Raw genomic sequence first — 18,627 nt, forward strand, 5'->3', positions numbered from 1 at the left:
CACCTATTCAAATAGACTTGGTAAAAATAGTGATACTTGCGGAACAAACGCTACCAGCATCAAGACAACAAGGCTGACTCCGATGAACGGAACAAGCTCTCTTGCCGCTTTTCCGATAGGCACCTTTCCGATCTGCGATGCTACGAACAAGCACACACCTACTGGCGGTGTAACAAGACCAATAACAAGGTTAAGGACCATCATGACGCCGAATTGGACTGGATCCATTCCAACTTGTGCAGCGACAGGCATCAATACAGGGAACAAGATGACAAGCGCAGCTATTGTTTCCATAAACGTTCCGACGAATAATAACAGAAGATTAATCAGCAAGATTACAATAATAGGGTTTTCAGAGATTCCTAGAATAGCATCTGCGACCAACTGTGGAATCTGTTCACTCACCATAATCCATCCAAACAGGTTGGCGAATCCTACTAAAAGCATGATAGATGCTGTCGTAGTCATGGAAGATAGCATGATTTCAGGTATCTTTTTGATCGGCAATTCCTTATATACAAAAATTCCGATTACAAGAGCGTAAATAACTGCGATAATGGATGCTTCAGTCGGTGTGAAATAACCGCCAAGAATGCCCCATAAAATAATGACTGTCATGAATAATGCCCAGAAGGACCCCATGAAGCTTTCAAAAATTACTTTAAATGATTTTCTTTCCCCTTTTGGATAGTTACGTTTAACTGAAATGATGTAAGTAGGAATCATTAATCCGATTCCAAGCATCAGCCCAGGCAGTGCACCAGCTAAAAACAGGTCACCAATGGAAACGGAAGCCAATGTACCAACAATGATCATTGGCAGTGATGGCGGTATGATTGGTCCTACAGTTGAAGAAGAAGCAGTGACTGCCGCAGAAAAACCAGCTCCATAGCCTTCTTTTTTCATTGCTGGAATCAGAATGGCACCAATACTTGCCGTATCTGCCAGTGCAGTTCCTGAAATTCCGGCAAAGCCCATGGAAGAGCCAACATTCGCCAATCCCAATCCGCCGCGGATATGTCCGAAGAGATTATTCGCGAACTTGATAATCCTGTCTGTGATTCCGCCTGCGTTCATCAGGTTCCCCGCAAGGATAAATCCTGGAATACAGAGCAAGACAAAGGAATTTAGTCCGGCAAACATCTTTTGGGGAATGATGGTTAGAGGAATATCTGCCAGGAACAAATAGACCAAGGAAGACAAACCGAGGCTAAAAGCAACCGGCACGCCTAAAAAAATCAGGATGATAAAAGATATAAACAGTACGGCCGCCATTATAACTCGCCTCCATCGATGTCTGACTTGAAGTCTACTTCATTACGAATCAACTTCATTATTTTTACAATAGAATAAAACGCTAATAGTACTGACATAATCAAGATCGCCGCATGAATGACAGACATCGTGAACGGCATAGTCGCTGAGGTTTGTGTGCCAACCAGCGTAAAGTCATACCCTGTCTTGATCATTACTCCGAATAGCACAATCAACACGACGTAGATCCCAATTTCGTAAAAACGCCTGAAGTTATGAGACATTTTTGCAAGTATCATATCGACATTGATATATTCTCCGCGCAGCAATGCCAGCGGTGCACCGAAGCAAATGGCATAAATGAATAAATATCGCGTCAGTTCCTCAGTCCAGATCGCTGTATAAGGCAGATATCGGGACATGATTTGAATCATCACGACAATGATGACACCAGCAAAGCTGACAACAGTCAAAAAAGCCAACAGCATATCCAGCCATTTACGTATTTTCATGTTTTCATCCCTTCCTTAAAGGAAAGGCACAGCCGGCTGAATAGCCGGACAGTGCCTTATTTAGAATTACTTCGTTTCAAGAATCTTCTCGTATAGTTCATATTGTTCTGGCTTCAAAGATTCCTTGATTGCAGGAATCATTGCTTCACGGAATGCATCCTGATCAACATCGACAAACTTCATGCCTTCTTCTTCAAGGTCTTTTTCGATTTGAGAGATTTCTTTGTCATACAGGTCTGCGCCAAACTGTTGTGCTTCAGCAGCTGCTTCTTTTACAGCTTCTTTCTGCTCATCATTCAGTGCATTGAACTGCTTGTTTCCAACAAGAATGTAGATCCATGAGTAAACATGCTCAGTACGGTTCACATAATCCTGAACTTCATACAATGCGCCACTCTTAATCAAGTCAACAGGGTTTTCCTGTCCATCGATTACACCCTGCTGAAGACCTGTAAATACTTCATTGAAGTCCATTACCTGTGGCTTAGCGCCTGCAGCTTCCCATACTTTCAGGAACAATGGCACGTTCGGTACACGCATGCTGAAGCCTTTTAGATCCTCAGGTGACTTGATTTCTTTGTTGGATGTAAGGTTACGCGGTGCGCGAGTGTGATAGTACAAAGGTGTTAAACCAGCTTTTTCATTGATTTCTGCTTCGATTTCATCCCCGATTTCACCTTCGACAACCGCTTTAACATGATCCAAATCGCGGAATGCATATGGAACCGCCATTAAAGCAGCCTTTGGTGCCCAGTTTTGCAGTGTCTCACCAGAGATAACCATATCAGCTGTTCCAGACTGGATTGCATTGATTGTGTCTGTCTCCCCGCCAAGTGAGTTATTTGGATAAATGCTGATATCGATGCTTCCATCAGTCTTCTCTTCAACAAGTTCTTCAAATTTCAATGCTGTTTTATGCCAGATGTGGTTCTCATCAGCCAGGTGGCCAAACTTCCACTTGATTACGTCTCCCTTGCTTTCACCGCCAGCTTTTTCAGAATCCCCAGAGCTACATGCAGTTAAAAGAAGTGATGCTGCTAAAACACCTGATAAAAATTTTGCTTTTTTCATGAAAAACTTCCTCCCCTTTTTGACAATGATTTATTTTGTTAAAAATTGATGCACAGTAGAAGCAATGGTAATGCCATTTTCAAGGTTTTTCTCTTCATTCAGTTGCTCAATCTCACCCGGAACGAATACCTGTGAGAATCCTGGTGCAGGCGGTGCCTGGCGAATTTCAGCCATCATCTGGTCCATGTTTTCCAGGAATGCATCGGCATCAGTAAAGAATGCTGGATTGATGGCACAGAAGTAATGCCCAAGCTTGCGCTTCTGATCCAGGTCGCCGTACATCTTGGAGATATGTGGACCGAATGCTGCTCCTGCAAGCAATCCTGAGAAGATATCGACAATCATTGAAAGCCCATAACCTTTAGGGCCTCCGAATGTTTGAAGTGCGACAACTTTGGCTGGATCTGTAACGGTTTCCCCGTTTTCATCAACTCCCCAGCCAGGAGGAATCTCCTTGCCTTCTTCTTTGTACTGAAGGATTTTACCAAGGGCTACATTGGAAGTAGCCATATCAAGAATGAACGGCTTGCTCGTTTTGGCTGGAACTCCATATGCGATTGGGTTCGTCCCGAGGAACGCTTCCTTGCCGCCAAACGGAACGACGATTTTATCCGTATGGGTCATCGCAATCCCAATCAGATTTTGCTCAGCAGCTTCCTGGACAAAGTAGCTCAGCGCGCCGCAGTGGCTGCTGTTGATCGCAGTCACCATCCCGATGCCATTTTCCTTTGCCATATCGATCGCCTGTTTCATCGCAACATCAGCGATCACATGGCCAAAACCATCATCACCGTCGACTACGCCTGTTACAGGGCCAGTTTTATTGAATTGGATATTCGCGTTTGGGTTGATTCCCCCAGCATTCAGGCGGTTCACATAATGCTCTGTGCGCAGAACACCGTGTGAGTTAACGTTTCGAAGGTCAGCGTGTACAAGGATTTCTGCTACTTTCTCTGCATGCTCCTTGTTCAGTCCTGCCTCGGTAAGTTTCTTTACTGCTAATTCTTTCGCTTCTTGATGCGGAATGGTTACTGTTGACATTCCTTCTCCCCCCTATTCCAGATTGGAATGCTTCTTTCTCAATTCTTCGTTCGTCTTTCCTGCTGCCAGGCTGTCAATGATTGCTGCATCCATGATCAGATGGGCTGCCTGGTCGAATTGGTTTCCAAGCGGCTGGATTGTTTCCGGTTCACCCGCGAGGCGATATTTTGTTGCGGCCGGAATTCTCATCCCACCTGATATAAATGGAAGCTGAAGCGCTTCATCGTTTGTCGTAATCATGAATACTGCTGCACCGGCGTGGTGGGCACTTTCGGAAATATTCAGCGCCTGAGCGGTTTTTCCAGAACCTGAAAGTACCACTAAAATATCTTTCTCCTGTATTGCCGGAGTTGTTGTCTCTCCGACAACATAGACCGTCTTTCCGCTGTGCATCAGCCTCATGGCGATGGCCTTTGCTACAAAGCCTGATCGCCCTTCGCCTGTGAAAAAGAAACGCCCGTCTTCCTTTAGCAGTTGAACGAAGGAATCGTACTCTTCAGAATTCACATTCATACAGACTGTCTGCATTTCTTTTAAAATAGTTGAAATCGTATCCATGGTCCCTCCCGTCAACGCTCAATGATAGATTCATTGTTTATAAAAGCGCTTACTTCTTCAAGATAAGGAAGACCTTCATTATCCCCTGATACTGTGGTGACAAGGGCGCCGACTCCATTTGCAAAGCGGAGAAGCTGTTCAGGTTTTAAGCCATTGAGCCATCCGTATACATAACCGGAATCAAAGCCATCTCCGGCTCCTACCGTATCAATTGGATTCACGCTGAAACCAGGGGCTTCAATCCAAGTTCCATCACGGTAAAGCTTGGAGCCATTTGCTCCATCTTTAATCACCAGGTCTTTGATTCCATATTGATTGGCAAATTCTCCAAGTTCCTCAATCGAATCCTTGCCAATGATCAGGCGGATTTCATCCAGGCCAGTAAGGAGAATATCCACATAAGGGAAAATTTCATTGTAAGCCTTCCGGGCTTCTTCAATACTCCAAAGCTTTAGCCTGATATTTGGGTCGAATGAAACTGGAATGCCTTTGTCATTGGCTATTTCAACCAGCCTTTTAACAACCTTCACATTGTTCGGGTCGATTGCCATGAACACACCAGTCAAATGCAACAGGTCGACGCCTTCAAGCCATTCTTCCTTAACCTTTTCAGGAGTCAAGGTTGTAATTGGTGAATGATATCGGTAGTAAAAGGTCTTGCCCGAACCGTCACCATTGATTTCCTTAAAATTAAGCGATGTCGGATAGCCTTCCACCAGTTTCACTTCAGAGACATCAACACCTTCTCCTCGAGTGAAGTTGTAAATCACCCTGCCGAACTCGTCTTTGCCAAGTCTGCTGACCCACTTGCTATCAAGGCCAAGCCGCGCACAGCCAATCGCAAAATTCAGCTCCGCTCCGCCTACTTTTCTATTGAAGCTTTCCACAAAGCGCAGGGGGCCTTGCACAGATGGATTGAATGTAATCATTGCATCTCCGATGGTCAAAACCTTATATCGATCTGGCATTATTCTTCTCTCCCAACACTTGCACTGACTCCCGTTCTACCAATACGGGGTCGTACCTTCTTATATCATATGAATCTTCTATTCTCCCCTCGGAAATCAGGTTGAACAGCATTTCAGCAGAATCCTTGCCGATTTGGAAGGTTGGCTGCTTGATTGCCGAGATCGGTGTAGCTGCGATTTCAAGGAAATCAGAGTCATCCACCGCGATAACGCTTACATCTTTCCCGATTTGAAGCTTCTTTTTCCTCAAAAACTTGAGCAGTTCAATCAGAGAAAGATCATTTGTGGCAAAAAATGCTTCTGGCCTGTCTTCCTGCTCCCAAAGCTTTTCAAGCGCCAGCGCGATTTCTTTCCGTTCAGCTGTAGTTATCCAGTTTTCATTAGGAGTGATACCGTTGTCGGTAAGCGTTTTCTTGAAACCGGTAAGACGTTCCACCCTTGGTGAAACCTTCTGGGTGATGGACATCGATACAGCACCGATTTTATTATGCCCCTTCTTCAAAAGCTCCCTTACAGCAATTTCTGCTGCTCTCTCATTGTTCAGCATCAAAGTCGGATAAATCGGCTGCTCCACTTTTCTGTCAACGAAGACAACCGGAAAGTTCGACCGTTTCAGCTCTTCATACAAACACATATTATCAGCCGTCGGGAAGATAATCAGACCATCCACCTGCTTCGCGAGCAGCATGCTGATATATGCCCTTTCCTTCTCCGGATTGTCATCTGCATTGCAGACAAACATATGAAACTGGCTTTTTTCGCACGCATCTTCTATCGCCCGGATAATCTCCGTTGAAAATGTGTGAAGAATATTCGCCACAATCACGCCAATAGTTGATGACTTTTTTTGCTTCAAGCTCTTCGCGACGAAATTCGGGATATACCCAAGCTCGCGGATTGCTTCCTGAATGCGGATCCTTGTCGGCTCCGCCATAAACTCATAACGGTTATTTATGTACTGAGAAACCGTGCTTTTCGAAACGCCCGCCTTTTCAGCAACATCCTGCATGGTTACTTTTTTCATAGGAATCCCTTCTTTGTGAATCCTCTAAACCGGTTTAGTAAACCGGTTTAGTAACAGTATAAATGAAACCCCTTTCAAAAATCAATCAGTATTTTTAAAAAATTTACACACATCTTTTTCCAATCATAGCTATCATGTTTCCTACGCCCTGAATCAAAATAAAGAGCAGCTAATTTTAGCTGCTCTCTTAGGAAATATATGCCGGCTCTGGCTGCTTAATAGATGCTGATGCTTCGCTTTCTAACTTGAAAGGAAGGTATCGGTTTCATGACAAAATAATATAGTTACATACTCGAATCATGTTATTTAAACGCCATCGCAGCGTTAACAGCTTTTTTCCAGCCGCTGTACAGCTGATCACGATCCTCCTCATGCATCTTTGGTTCAAACTTACGGTCAATCGCCCACTGTGAGGCAATTTCCTGCTGATCTGCCCAATAGCCAACCGCGAGTCCGGCCAGATAGGCTGCACCAAGGGCGGTCGTCTCATTAACAACAGGCCTCTCGACAGGAACGTTGAGGATATCGCTCTGGAAGTTCATCAGGAAGTTGTTTTTCACGGCACCGCCATCGACGCGCAGCGTTTTCAGCTCGATACCGGAATCAGCCTCCATCGCAGCCAGTACATCCTTTGTCTGGTAAGCCAGCGACTCCAGGGTGGCACGGACAAAATGCTCTTTGCTCGTTCCGCGGGTCAGGCCGAACACTGCCCCTCTGACGTCACTGTCCCAATACGGAGTTCCAAGCCCAACGAACGCAGGCACCACATATACGCCGTCGGTGGATTCCACCTTTTCAGCATATGTCTCGCTATCGCTTGCATGTTTGAGCATCCTCAAGCCATCCCGCAGCCACTGAAGTGCCGATCCGGCTACAAAAATACTGCCTTCGAGCGCATATTCGACTTTCCCGTTTAGGCCCCAGGCGATCGTCGTCAACAAACCGTGTTCAGACTTCACCGCTTTTTCGCCTGTATTCATCAGCATGAAACAGCCTGTGCCATACGTATTTTTCCCCATGCCTTCCTCAAAGCATGCCTGCCCGAACAGAGCTGCCTGCTGGTCACCAGCAGCCCCGGCGATCGGAATTTCCTGCCCGAAGAAATGGTATGGTGCCGTTTTGGCATAGACCTCAGAAGATGGTCGAACCTCCGGAAGCATCGACGCTGGAACTCCGAGAATATTGAGGAGCTCTTCATCCCACTTGAGGTCATGAATATTGAACATCAACGTGCGCGAGGCATTGCTGTAATCCGTCACATGCGCCTGGCCACCGGAAAGCTTCCAGATCACCCAAGTGTCGATTGTTCCGAACATCAGCTTTCCTGCTTCCGCTTTCTTCCTCGCACCCTCGACATGATCAAGAATCCATTTCACTTTCGTCCCTGAAAAATAAGCATCAATGAGGAGGCCGGTTTTTTCACAGAAAAGGTCATTGTGCCCTGCAGCCTTCAATTCATCACAAATCTGGCTCGTCTGCCGGGATTGCCAGACAATCGCGTTATAGACAGGCACTCCCGATTCCTTATCCCAAACAACCGTTGTTTCTCGCTGGTTCGTGATCCCAATTCCGGCTATTTGCTCTGGCTTAACATTTGATTCCGTAAGGACACTCGCAATGACTGCCAAAATCGACCCCCAGATTTCGTTCGCGTTATGCTCGACCCAGCCTGGCTTCGAAAAAAGCTGCGTAAATTCCTTTTGCGCAACGTGGACAATCTCGCCCTTTTTGTTAAAGAGAATGGCCCTTGAGCTTGTCGTGCCCTGGTCCAGTGACAAAATAAATCTCTCCATCCCCGATTCCTCCCCTTTTATATTGAAAAGAGGAGAATCCATACAGAAACTGCCCCAATAACAGGATTATTCTGTGTGATTCTCCCCGACTCCATCACGATAATTAACTTAATTGCAGTATACCTCACACAGAAATCGCTTTCAATGATTTTGGAGTTTTTAAAAAGCAGGGCACTTAAAAACATCCACTCCGAAAGAATGGATGCTTATACTGTATTACTTCTTTATTCTATATCGATTGATTCCTTCCCCTTCAAAAATGACAAGGCCTTTTTCCAACTCGACGTAAAATGTCAACTTGCCTTGAGAGTTTTTTAACATTTCATCACGCAGGTCGTTCGCTTTTTGTTTCCGGTCATTAAAGGCAGATTGTTTCATATTGACTATGAAAGTATGATTATGACTTAAATAGACTTCTGTTTTACGAATTCCAACGGGTTTCGTCTTCTGGACATGTTTAAGAGAAAACCAGATGCAAAAATCATCATTGTACGACTTGGTCGGAAATAGCCAGATTCCCAGATGACAGTTGATTTTTATCGGGCACATATTGATATCGCCTAGTATTTCCCTGGTACTTTTACGGCCTGCTTGGAAACTAGACCCGAGGTCAACCATCGTCTTGTTGATCACTTCAATAGGCTTCATATTAACGAGAAAAGTGTTCTTGCCTTCAATCACTCTTGTACACAGCTTTCCGTTTTCGTCATACTCCCCTGTCAGCAACACTGTTTCCTGATTAATTCTATAATCATTTAATAGGCTCACTCTTTAGTCCTCCTATGTATTGCATTCTCTGACAAAAAGGGTATACTAACAGAGTTGGTATACCCAACGCCCTGTCCTCAGGATTGTCCGCACGACTTATTCCTGGGGACTTTTTATATTAAAATTCACGCCACAACCTCCTGTCCTGTTAACAGGGCATGTGCGTCTTTACTCTCGGTGTCCATATAGCCCTATAGGTATTATTATATTTTTAGTGGCATTTAAATGTAAATCTGTATTTTCAGTTGAATTTCACACTAGTTCTTATGGAATATTGCTAAAAATTCATTTTATTAGTATAATATAATTTTCTGCGGACCTGCTTTCAGGTCCGTTTCTTGCGTTTATCGGCCTATGATTGAGAGTATTGGCAGCCTTATTCCTATACCGATATTATTAATATGCCAACATAGGGTTGGAAAAATATTTATCAAGAGTTGTCTAAAAAATTTCACAATTGCTTCGGGATTGAAAATATTAATAGCACCTAATTGAGACATCTTCTGCAAAAAGGCCTTGAAAATTCAATTTTGAGGCCTTTTTTCGTATTTTTAGGCTATTTTGCCTTCCAAAATTCAATTTTCGCGATTGGTGTCAGAGCCATAACCGGGAGTATGGTAAAGCTACCCGGGAATACATTGGAACGCGCGCGATCCCGAAAGGATTGCAAAATGGAAGGCTTTGAACAACTGGCAAAACAATATGAACCTTTGATTCATAAAATTATTTCTTCGCTGAATATCTATAAAAATAAGGAAGACTACTATCACATCGGCCTGGTCGGCCTCTGGGAAGCTGCAGAAGCCTTTAATCCAGAAAAAGGCGAGTTCACAAATTACGCCTATTCGTATATAAAAGGACAAATCCTGAACGAAATGAACCGAAACAACCGATTTGTAGAACGGACCATCCATCAAAAAGAGGAATATTGGGAAACCGTCGAGGAGACGAACGCAGACCAACCACTTGAACTTGAATTCCTGCTCAGCCATTGCCAGGGCCTCACCGAAAAAGAAACAAAGTGGGTCGTCTACACCTGCGTGGATTTCCTGTCCATTAGAGAAATCGCCGAAAAGGAAAGCGTCTCACTGTCCGCGGTCAAACAATGGAGAAATGGAGCTAAAAAGAAGGTAAAAGAACAATTGATGGAGATATTAGATTAGAATGTGGCAATAAAGAAATAGGACCGTGCTCAGCAGCAACGGTCCTATTTTGCAGGTATTAGGCTTTTTAACTCAAGAAGCTTTAGCCTTAATTGATCTCTAGAAACTCTAGTCCTTCAACTCAAGAAGCTTTACCCTTAACTCATTTTCCATCGCCGCAAGATCCTGCTCGGCCAGACGGCGCTTGGTTCGGCCTTCTTCCTGGATTCTTAATGTTTCTTCCAGCGTAGAAATCAAGTTTTCCTGAGTCTTTTTCAATGTTTCAATATCGACCAGGCCACGTTCATTTTCCCTGGCTGTTTCAATCGTATTCGTTTTCAGCATTTCGGCGTTTTTAAGCAGCAGCTGGTTGGTCGTCTTAGAGACCTTCTTTTGTGATTCCACGGCATGGCGCTGACGGATGAGCGTCAACGCGATCGCGACCTGATTTTTCCAGAGTGGAATGGCCGTCACAATGGAAGACTGGATTTTTTCAACCAGTGCCTGGTTTGTATTTTGGATCAGGCGAATTTGCGGCGCACTCTGTATCGTGATTTCCCTGCTGAGTTTCAGATCATACAGCCTTTTATCAAGACGGTCAGCGAACTGGATCATATCGTTGACTTCCTGGTACTTCATCTGATCATTCGTTGCCTCCGCCGTCTTTTTCAAAGCAGGAATTGTTTTTTCATGAAGCTCTTCCAGCTTTATTTCACCGGCTGCGATATAGATATTTAATGCATTGAAATATTCCTTGTTTGTTTCATACAATTTTTCCAGCATGCCTATATCCGATAAAAGCACATTCTTGCTGCGGTCCAATTTTACGCTGATCCGGTCAATCTGGGCACCGGTTTTCTGGTACTTGGAAAGCACTTCTTGAATGGAGCCTGACACCCTCCCAAACACCTTTGAAAAGAAGGACGGTTTCTCTACACTTAATTCATCGGGGCTGACATGGTTCAGCTGCTTCATCAAATCACTGATAATGTCCCCGATTTCTCCGACGTCCTTTTTTTGGACATGTTCAAGCATCGAATGTGAAAAAGATAATAGCTTTCCTTGCGCCTGTGTTCCATAGGTAATCATCGCCTGATGATTTTTCGGGTCAATCTGCTCTGCCAGCTGGTAAGCCTTCGCCCGGTTTTCCTCTGGGATCACATCAATCAATTTTACAGGCTTGCTCTCCGGCTCCTTCTCCACTGCCTTCATAACTAATTCACCTTGCTCGCCAAAAGGATTGGCAAGCATATCATCCATAAGACTGCCGCTGTTTTTCAATAGATCGATATCCTTCTCTGTCATTTTTTCGTCCTCCAGTTTTCATCAAGATACTTCGGCTCTTTTACCGAGTTAAGCCTGTGCTTAGCTACATCTATCTCAAAATTCAAATGGTCATAGTCATCTGACAGGACTTGATAGAGATCCTTTTCCACTGCTCCTGTCATTTCAATCAATGTCTTTTGCGTATCGTCAAGTGTGTACTGCATCTCACGGTTCGTTTTTGACTGAGCGGAAAGAAAGGCGTACTTCTCAGTAAGTTCAAGTACAGAATCCAGGTGTGAAAAATAAAACTGCTCCGCCTGGTAAAATCGCTTCGGTTCCTTCCGGGTCAAGCTATAAATATTCCGGACCATCCGGACCAGCTCCATCCGCTGCTTCAGCGACCTGATGTGGCGGATAGAAAACTGCACCTTTTGCAGGCGGTTGATTTTCTGCTTCGCCTCGTCCAGATTCTTCTTTATATAATGATATTCCTTTCGGGTCAGGCCGTGTTTCTTTAAAAATCGGCTCTTCATGACACTGCCAAGTCCGAAATAAACAAGTCCTCCTGCTCCGATGGCAATGAGCGAAGCCATTCCAAACGTCTGATCAAAACCAGCATAACTTAAAAGCCATATGAATCCTGTTGAAGGGATGGCTATAAGTGTACGGATAATAACTGAAAGAATCGGGTTCATCAAAAATACACTCCTTCATGGAATCCTTCCTATGTATACGAATGACATAGGGTCATTGTTTCACTTTTTCCATACTTTCATATTACCCATAAACTCCCCTGTCATTAACAGTCTAGTAATGTAATGTTGTCTAAGACCTGAGACCGATTTTTTTGCATTGGCTATGAGAAAAGCGAACCGAAATGCCAGTTAACATTCTTTTTCGATCCAGCCGCCGAAATGCATGGTGATCAATGCTAATTCATCGTCCGGAATTTCATCTCCAATCACGTCCTCTAGATGGGAAATAACTTTCTTAGTTTTCTCAAACAAATCGGCATAGTTAACCATGATCATGCCGGAAAGCGGATTATCATGCATTTGCCCATGGACAATGCGATAGTAGGCTGATTTTATATGGAAGAATAAACTTTGTTCCAGCGCGTCGCGTGTTTTAAACATTACACCAGCTTCCTTTTGGAACTGATCGACCATTTCGAGGATGACACTCTTGAGGATGTCCATGTCCTCTTCACTGCTGTTGGCGAGCGGGTGCTGATTCTTGGCGGCCATCAGGCAAATGGTGATATAGCATAGCTCATCATCTGGAATGTCGACGCCGAACGTTTCTTTCACCTTTTCACCTATAAAGCTTGATGCGTGGAATTCTGGCGTGGGCTTGACCACAACCTTTTCAACAGGGTCGAGAGAGATGACTTTCCCTTGCTTATATCTTGATAGTAAAAGCATTAATTGTATGCTTAATAATTCGATTACATCTTCAGGATAGCGGACATTAAGGTATTTTTGTGAATCTAATATGATTTGGTGGATTTTCAAGGCATGCGGCGGTGCGACCAGGTCACTGCGCCACTCTCGGGTTGAATGTGTGTTTTGGATGATCCAGTGTGTTTCTCTGTGAGGGTGTAATTTTGATAAAAAGTGGATTAGGACCTTGCGTTTGTTTTGTTCATCTCCTGAAATGGAGTATCCTTCTTGTCTGCTGAAAACCAATTTCAGCCTGAAGGGCAAAAGAATTTCAGCAAGCAGTTTCAGGTCGCGTTGGATGGTACTCTTGCTCAATGAGAATTTTTCGGTGAGGTCATTTGGGAATATGGTTTGCTCCCTGGTCAGCAGAAGAACTCCGATCCAGGCCACCCTCTCACCGCGGGAATTTTTGTATTGTCTGTCGAGCTTAAGCTCCCCAAGCCTCTCTTTAATAAGAGCCTTGCCAGCATGCTCAAAGTAAAAGCCGGCGAAAGGATGATATTGGACAGCAGCTAGTTGATGGTCTTCCAGCCATAGATTGATATTTTCGACATCACTGAAGATAGTCCTGCTCGAAACCCCCATCTTCTGCGCCAACTCCTTCGCAGAAACATACGAATGGGAATCAACAAGCCTTATTAAGATCCCAACACTCCGCGCATTCAGAACCATCCTAAGAACCCCCATCCTCGTAAACTGCGAAAACAGCCAGCCGAACATTCCATCTACCATCTATTATACTGCCAGCAAAAAGGAAAATCATTAAGAATAGAAAGTAGAAGATCCTTTACCACACCACCGCGCCGGGGGTCAGACCCCCGGCGCGGTGATGTGGTAAAGCGTATGGACTTTTTATCTTAAGACTCCATGGTTTTGTTTTAAAGCTACTTCATGGTCTATAACTTTTTTATAGTGTTCTTTTGGCGGATCCGGGAAATAGGATAGGATTCGATTAGTGGTGATGTGCGGGTTTTTCTTCTTAGAAATGTAAGCCTGGTAACTGCTCCATTTGTATTCAGCAGGATTCTGGACAATATTCCCTTCCAATGGGTTGAGGTGAATGTATCGGCTGGCGTTCAGAAAGTATTCATCAGAGTCAATCAACTCAGCTTTATAACGGCCTTGAAAGACATGTCCGACCAAATCGTGACGTTTATTAAAGTAGATTCCGTATCGGGAGTTAAGCATTTTCATAATCTCTTGCGGGTGATGGTTGATGGTTTCCAACAGAAGATGATAGTGGTTGGTCATGAGGCAATAGGCGTGAAGGGTGAATGGGTGGTGTATGCGGGTTTCCTCTAATAGATCCATAAATTTGACGCGATCCTTATCATCACTGAAGATAGGCATTTTCCTATTCCCCCGGTCTGTGACGTGATAGACGGCCCCCGGATACCATATGCGCGGTTTACGGGACATTGTGACAGCTCCTTTATATAATATTTTTCCTTTCTAATATACTTGAATCTCGTTGGACTGCCACCTCCTTAGTCTATTGTTAAAATTATATCATCATAATGATATCAAAGAATAGGAATTTAATAAAAAACCCCTTTTTAGAGGGGGGCAAAGCACAGTTTATTAAGAGTAACACTTCAACCCTTTAATACAGTGGGGGGTCTGACCCCCACTGCTTCACTGCGTTACTGTCCTGGGGGTCTGACCCCCACTGCTTCACTGCGTTACTGTCCTGGGGGTCTGACCCCATTGGACCCCATTGACTCTCCTTGCATTTATTGTGTGTCCCTTGTATGGATTTCTGGGATTTTTGTTGTTTTGAATGTTTTGGTTAGTTTGGCGGATAGTATAGTTGTGCAATAGGTGATGAGCGATTTGATTTTTTTGTGTTTCTGAGGATGTTTGCTTATTCTATAGGCCCATTCCATGTGAAGATCGCGCATAAGCCTCGGTGCTCTTTGAACTTCCCCAGAAAGGACATCGAAACTTCCTCCAACTCCCATAAATATGCCATGCTCAAATTGATCAATATTATTATAGATCCATTGTTCTTGAAGAGGCGATCCTAATGCTACAAAAACACAGTCAGGCTGAGCTTTTTGAATGTTTCTTACTACCATCCGATTGTCCTCGAAGTAACCATGCTGATAACCAACGATGATGACATTTGGAAAACGCTGTTCAATTTTCCTTTTAGTATGCCTAAGGGTGTCTTCCTTTGCTCCTAAAAGGAAAATAGTTACTTTTTGTTCGTCTGCATTTTCAAATATATCCTGCATTAATTCTATACCTGGATAATGAAGAGGAGCAGATCTTCCCAAAAGCTTCTCCGCCCAAATAATCCCGATTCCATCAGCAATCATTTCACTGGCGAAATTTAAAACATTCCCAAAATTACTATCCGCAATTGAATTGCTGATAGTTTCAGGGTTTGCGGTTATAATAAATTTCTTCTTTTTTCCTCTGATGCTACTATAAATTTCCTTTAACAACCTATCTCTTGTTCCTTTATAAAATTGATATCTATTCAAATCTCCTATATACATTTAATATTTCACTCCAGCAAATTCCACATTAATTATAATGATATTAAACCTGACATTAAGTATATAGGATTAATTCCTTCCATTAATCCTATATATTGTCTTAGTGCATAAATACTGGTTCTTTTGACACTATTAGTATATTGAAATAATAAATAACCACGCGTAACATGGAAATTGTGTCTTTTTTCGGAGCTAATAAACATTATGGGGGAATATAGAGGAATGCTGGTTTTAAATATATTTGGAGTGTTATTACAATTTTTCATTATTTTCTTTACTGCTTATCAAGCAACGATCAGTATAAGCGGGCTTTTAAAAAGAGCAAAAAAATCTGATGCAAAGCTATCTGAACAAAATCGTTTTGCTGTTCTGGTTTGTGCACACAATGAAGAGGCTGTCATAGGCCAGTCTGCTAAAAACCTTCAACAGCTTAAATATCCAAAAAGTCATTATGATGTATATGTTATTGCAGATAACTGCACAGACAGTACCGCCACTGTTGCCCGGGAAAATGGTGCCATTGCCATGGAACGGCATGACACTGATTTAAAGGGTAAAGGTTATGCTCTGGAGTGGATGTTCGGAAAGCTGTGGTCCATGGAGGAGAAGGGTCTTGTTTATGATGCGGTTGTAGTCTTGGACGCTGATAATTTGGTTTCATCCAACTTCTTGAATGTGATGAATGAAAAGTTAGCTAACGGACATGAAGTCTGCCAGGCATACTTAGGCGTTAAAAACCCAAAGGATACATGGGTAACCAAAAGTTATGCCTACGCTTATTGGACCACTAACCGGATGTATCAACTGTCGAGGGAGAAAATCGGCTTATCCGCACAGTTAGGCGGTACAGGCATGATGCTTTCAACAAAGGTACTAAAAGAGATTGGCTGGGATACAAACTCATTGACGGAAGACCTAGAATTTACAGCGAAATATATATTAAAGACTGGCAAGACTGTTGGCTGGGCTCATGATGCTAAAATTTTTGATGAAAAACCGCTAGAATTGGCTGCCTCAATGAAACAAAGAGTAAGATGGATGATTGGTCATGTCAATTGCTTAATTAAGTACCTCATTCCTCTTATAAAAAGCGCAATAAAAAAAGAATCACTTGTCCATTTTGATATGGCAGTTTATTTAGTTCAGCCTGCAAGGACGGTTCTGGCATTATCACAAGTTATGTTTATCATTCTTTCACTCGTCGGCCTTGATTATTTTTACGTCCTGAACCACTGGGTTTGGTTATCCATCGTCATAATCAGCTATGTTATTCTGCCTACAATTTCTATTATTTTAGAGGAGAAAAGCAAGTCCATTTTGTGGTTGGTAATATCCTATCTATTCAGCCTTTCTTGGATTCCAATTATCCTATGGGCTTTTATAAAAAGAAAAGAAACTTCATGGTCACATACTAAGCATACGAGGACTTTATCAGATGAAGAATTAAATTCATTTGAAATATAGGAGGGAGAACTATGTATCTTTATATATTTACCCTGCTTTTATTTCTTAAAACATACATTTTAAGAACGTTTTTATTTAATGATTTCTCAATAGAAACAACAATATTAATCGAGCTTAGCTCATTGTTGGTTTTTCTTTTATTAATAGAAGTATTGGCTGGCAAGCGAAGCAAAGTAATCGCATATTTACTATTTGATATACTTTTTACTACTATGCTAATCGGTATTGCGGGTTATAAAAATATCTTTGGAGTCGTACCCACGTATCATGTATTATTCCAATTAAATCAATTAGACACTGTCAAAGACAGTACAAAATCTGTATTTAATCCGATACTACTTTTATTTTATCTTGATATTATCATCATTTTTTCGTTGCTTTTCTTTAAAAGGCTGCCTTTTAACAGCAAACGAAAGTCGTTTAAGAAGCTGCTTGTTACCCTTGTTGTTGTGCTATCCATTTCAACTATAAATATTTATAGGTCTTATCAAACAGATATCGCAGACCCTATGCTTAGCTTCCAACAGAATGGCTTGGTTAATAATCAGGTTCTAGCATCGTTTGACAGCCGCACAGTAAAGGCCTTTGATGACTTAGACCAACAAGAATTAAAAGCAAAAATCAGGGACCTTAAAGGATTGGGGAATGAAAGTAACCAAAACTATTTCGGGGCTGCCAAAGGTAAAAACTTGATTATGATTCAGGTGGAATCACTGCAGCAATTTCCCATCAACATGAAAATAGGCGATCAAGAGATTACACCCAATATAAACTCCCTAATCAAAAACAGCTTTAATTTCACGAATATCTTTACTCAAATAGGTGCAGGCAATACATCTGATTCGGAATTTATTTTTAATACATCTTTGTATCCTAACGCGAACCAGCCTTCATCATCAGCATATGAAGGAATTGACTTACCTGGGCTCCCTAAGCTGCTAAAGCAGGAGGGATATAAGACACTGACCTTCCACGCGAACAACCTGGAGTTTTGGAATCGGGATGAATTATATCCTTCATTAGGAATTGAGGAGATATATGATTCTGCTTTTTTCAATTCAAATGATAATATTGGCATAGGTGCCTCAGATGAAGTACTTTTCAATAAATCCATGGATGTGTTAAATGCACAGAAGAATCCCTTCTATGCACAATTAATCACATTAACAAGCCACCATCCATTTAAGTTGCCGGAGAATAAAGTAATGCTAGAAGTTCCTAAACAGTTTGACCAAGGGATTGCAGGTGATTACCTTCGGTCCGTTCACTATACGGATAAAGCAATTGGGGAGTTTATTGAAGAACTAAAAGCGAATGGTTTATACGAAAATAGTATGATTGTCATTTTTGGTGATCATTTCGCTCCATTTTCACAGGAAGACTTCGGGGTTATCGAAGAACTAACAGGCCGCCCATATCAATTCATTGATAAATTCAATATTCCTTTTATCATCCATGCTCCAGGAGTTACGGATGGCGGAAAAACATTTGATCAAATAGGCGGACAGGTTGACTTCATGCCTACCGTAGCGAATATGCTGGGAATACCCCTAGATGATTTTGTCTATTTCGGCCAGGATTTAATTAATCAAAATAATAGAAATCTAGTAGGATTGACATACTACATGCCAAAAGGCACTTTTATAAATGATGATGCACTGGTCGTTCCTCAAACGGGTTATGAAGATGCAACAATATATGACATCAAAACTGAACAACCTATAGTGCAAAAGGACCTCCGTCAAGATTATACAAATATTCGCCAGCTGATGAAGCTGTCACAATGGTATGTCGAGAATAAACTAAAATAATTGAAGAAC

At 42.6% G+C, this 18,627-nt stretch carries 17 protein-coding genes; 3 read left to right on the plus strand and 14 right to left on the minus strand.

The annotated features are described in order from the left end of the window. Window positions 1-3: 3 nt before the first annotated feature. From J7I80_RS15325 to J7I80_RS15365, 9 genes are all read right to left on the minus strand, one after another. The gene (locus J7I80_RS15325; protein ID WP_214739239.1) at window positions 4-1,278 is read right to left on the minus strand and encodes a TRAP transporter large permease; all 1,275 of its coding nucleotides are present in this window, start codon (window positions 1,276-1,278) and stop codon (window positions 4-6) included. Beyond that, window positions 1,275-1,766, minus strand: coding sequence for a TRAP transporter small permease (locus J7I80_RS15330; RefSeq protein ID WP_214739191.1), 492 nt, complete (start codon window positions 1,764-1,766; stop codon window positions 1,275-1,277). The genes J7I80_RS15325 and J7I80_RS15330 overlap by 4 nt, the downstream gene beginning before the upstream one ends. A gap of 66 nt (window positions 1,767-1,832) precedes the next feature. Continuing rightward, window positions 1,833-2,837, minus strand: a complete 1,005-nt coding sequence (locus J7I80_RS15335) for a TRAP transporter substrate-binding protein (RefSeq protein ID WP_214739192.1) — start codon at window positions 2,835-2,837, stop codon at window positions 1,833-1,835. A 30-nt stretch (window positions 2,838-2,867) separates the two neighbouring features. Continuing rightward, the gene (allD, locus tag J7I80_RS15340; protein WP_214739193.1) at window positions 2,868-3,878 is read right to left on the minus strand and encodes an ureidoglycolate dehydrogenase; all 1,011 of its coding nucleotides are present in this window, start codon (window positions 3,876-3,878) and stop codon (window positions 2,868-2,870) included. A 12-nt stretch (window positions 3,879-3,890) separates the two neighbouring features. Further along, the gene (gene hxlB, locus J7I80_RS15345) at window positions 3,891-4,436 is read right to left on the minus strand and encodes a 6-phospho-3-hexuloisomerase (protein WP_214739194.1); all 546 of its coding nucleotides are present in this window, start codon (window positions 4,434-4,436) and stop codon (window positions 3,891-3,893) included. An 11-nt stretch (window positions 4,437-4,447) separates the two neighbouring features. Further along, complete coding sequence (locus J7I80_RS15350) at window positions 4,448-5,404, minus strand: sugar kinase (RefSeq protein ID WP_214739195.1); 957 nt, start codon at window positions 5,402-5,404, stop codon at window positions 4,448-4,450. After that, window positions 5,388-6,428 (minus strand): LacI family DNA-binding transcriptional regulator, encoded by a 1,041-nt coding sequence (locus J7I80_RS15355; RefSeq protein WP_214739196.1) that lies wholly within the window; start codon window positions 6,426-6,428, stop codon window positions 5,388-5,390. Before J7I80_RS15355 ends, J7I80_RS15350 begins: the two co-directional genes overlap by 17 nt. Window positions 6,429-6,730: 302 nt before the next feature. After that, a complete protein-coding gene (glpK, locus tag J7I80_RS15360) occupies window positions 6,731-8,221 on the minus strand; it encodes a glycerol kinase GlpK (RefSeq protein WP_214739197.1) in 1,491 nt (496 codons plus the stop codon). 216 nt (window positions 8,222-8,437) lie between these two features. After that, window positions 8,438-8,989, minus strand: coding sequence for a competence protein ComK (locus J7I80_RS15365; RefSeq protein ID WP_214739198.1), 552 nt, complete (start codon window positions 8,987-8,989; stop codon window positions 8,438-8,440). 671 nt (window positions 8,990-9,660) lie between these two features. Here J7I80_RS15365 and J7I80_RS15370 point away from each other — a divergent pair. Then, window positions 9,661-10,152 carry a sigma-70 family RNA polymerase sigma factor gene (locus J7I80_RS15370; protein WP_214739199.1) on the plus strand — a complete coding sequence of 164 codons (492 nt, stop codon included), beginning with the start codon at window positions 9,661-9,663 and terminating at the stop codon, window positions 10,150-10,152. Window positions 10,153-10,260: 108 nt separating this feature from the next. Here the strand turns inward: J7I80_RS15370 and J7I80_RS15375 are convergent, their stop codons facing one another. The 5 genes from J7I80_RS15375 to J7I80_RS15395 all read right to left on the minus strand — a co-directional run bounded on the left by J7I80_RS15375 (window position 10,261) and on the right by J7I80_RS15395 (window position 15,343). Further along, window positions 10,261-11,436, minus strand: coding sequence for a toxic anion resistance protein (locus tag J7I80_RS15375; protein ID WP_214739200.1), 1,176 nt, complete (start codon window positions 11,434-11,436; stop codon window positions 10,261-10,263). Next, window positions 11,433-12,092 (minus strand): 5-bromo-4-chloroindolyl phosphate hydrolysis family protein, encoded by a 660-nt coding sequence (locus J7I80_RS15380; RefSeq protein ID WP_214739240.1) that lies wholly within the window; start codon window positions 12,090-12,092, stop codon window positions 11,433-11,435. Before J7I80_RS15380 ends, J7I80_RS15375 begins: the two co-directional genes overlap by 4 nt. 189 nt (window positions 12,093-12,281) lie before the next feature. Next, entirely contained in the window at window positions 12,282-13,511 is a 1,230-nt protein-coding gene (locus J7I80_RS15385) for a BglG family transcription antiterminator (protein WP_214739201.1), read from the minus strand. 180 nt (window positions 13,512-13,691) lie between these two features. Continuing rightward, window positions 13,692-14,258, minus strand: a complete 567-nt coding sequence (locus tag J7I80_RS15390) for a transposase (RefSeq protein ID WP_214739202.1) — start codon at window positions 14,256-14,258, stop codon at window positions 13,692-13,694. Window positions 14,259-14,572: 314 nt separating this feature from the next. Continuing rightward, window positions 14,573-15,343, minus strand: a complete 771-nt coding sequence (locus tag J7I80_RS15395) for a WecB/TagA/CpsF family glycosyltransferase (protein ID WP_214739203.1) — start codon at window positions 15,341-15,343, stop codon at window positions 14,573-14,575. Window positions 15,344-15,565: 222 nt separating this feature from the next. Between J7I80_RS15395 and J7I80_RS15400 the strand changes: the two genes are divergently transcribed. Both J7I80_RS15400 and J7I80_RS15405 read left to right on the plus strand, forming a co-directional pair. Next, window positions 15,566-16,807 carry a glycosyltransferase family 2 protein gene (locus tag J7I80_RS15400; RefSeq protein WP_214739204.1) on the plus strand — a complete coding sequence of 414 codons (1,242 nt, stop codon included), beginning with the start codon at window positions 15,566-15,568 and terminating at the stop codon, window positions 16,805-16,807. A gap of 11 nt (window positions 16,808-16,818) precedes the next feature. Continuing rightward, window positions 16,819-18,618, plus strand: coding sequence for an LTA synthase family protein (locus J7I80_RS15405; RefSeq protein ID WP_214739205.1), 1,800 nt, complete (start codon window positions 16,819-16,821; stop codon window positions 18,616-18,618). Window positions 18,619-18,627 lie beyond the last annotated feature (9 nt).

It is taken from the genome of Bacillus sp. ISL-41 (assembly GCF_018613235.1).
Lineage (GTDB): Bacteria > Bacillota > Bacilli > Bacillales > Cytobacillaceae > Mesobacillus.

Excerpts from the sequence above, each read along its gene's own strand:
- allD (WP_214739193.1), bottom strand. The coding sequence starts at position 3,878 with ATGTCAACAGTAACCATTCCGCATCAAGAAGCGAAAGAATTAGCAGTA.
- J7I80_RS15370 (WP_214739199.1), top strand. The coding sequence starts at position 9,661 with ATGGAAGGCTTTGAACAACTGGCAAAACAATATGAACCTTTGATTCAT.
- J7I80_RS15390 (WP_214739202.1), bottom strand. The coding sequence starts at position 14,258 with ATGTCCCGTAAACCGCGCATATGGTATCCGGGGGCCGTCTATCACGTC.
- J7I80_RS15380 (WP_214739240.1), bottom strand. The coding sequence starts at position 12,092 with ATGAACCCGATTCTTTCAGTTATTATCCGTACACTTATAGCCATCCCT.
- J7I80_RS15375 (WP_214739200.1), bottom strand. The coding sequence starts at position 11,436 with ATGACAGAGAAGGATATCGATCTATTGAAAAACAGCGGCAGTCTTATG.
- J7I80_RS15335 (WP_214739192.1), bottom strand. The coding sequence starts at position 2,837 with ATGAAAAAAGCAAAATTTTTATCAGGTGTTTTAGCAGCATCACTTCTT.
- J7I80_RS15405 (WP_214739205.1), top strand. The coding sequence starts at position 16,819 with ATGTATCTTTATATATTTACCCTGCTTTTATTTCTTAAAACATACATT.
- hxlB (WP_214739194.1), bottom strand. The coding sequence starts at position 4,436 with ATGGATACGATTTCAACTATTTTAAAAGAAATGCAGACAGTCTGTATG.
- J7I80_RS15330 (WP_214739191.1), bottom strand. The coding sequence starts at position 1,766 with ATGAAAATACGTAAATGGCTGGATATGCTGTTGGCTTTTTTGACTGTT.
- J7I80_RS15355 (WP_214739196.1), bottom strand. The coding sequence starts at position 6,428 with ATGAAAAAAGTAACCATGCAGGATGTTGCTGAAAAGGCGGGCGTTTCG.
- J7I80_RS15350 (WP_214739195.1), bottom strand. The coding sequence starts at position 5,404 with ATGCCAGATCGATATAAGGTTTTGACCATCGGAGATGCAATGATTACA.
- J7I80_RS15400 (WP_214739204.1), top strand. The coding sequence starts at position 15,566 with ATGCTGGTTTTAAATATATTTGGAGTGTTATTACAATTTTTCATTATT.
- J7I80_RS15395 (WP_214739203.1), bottom strand. The coding sequence starts at position 15,343 with ATGTATATAGGAGATTTGAATAGATATCAATTTTATAAAGGAACAAGA.
- glpK (WP_214739197.1), bottom strand. The coding sequence starts at position 8,221 with ATGGAGAGATTTATTTTGTCACTGGACCAGGGCACGACAAGCTCAAGG.
- J7I80_RS15385 (WP_214739201.1), bottom strand. The coding sequence starts at position 13,511 with ATGGTTCTGAATGCGCGGAGTGTTGGGATCTTAATAAGGCTTGTTGAT.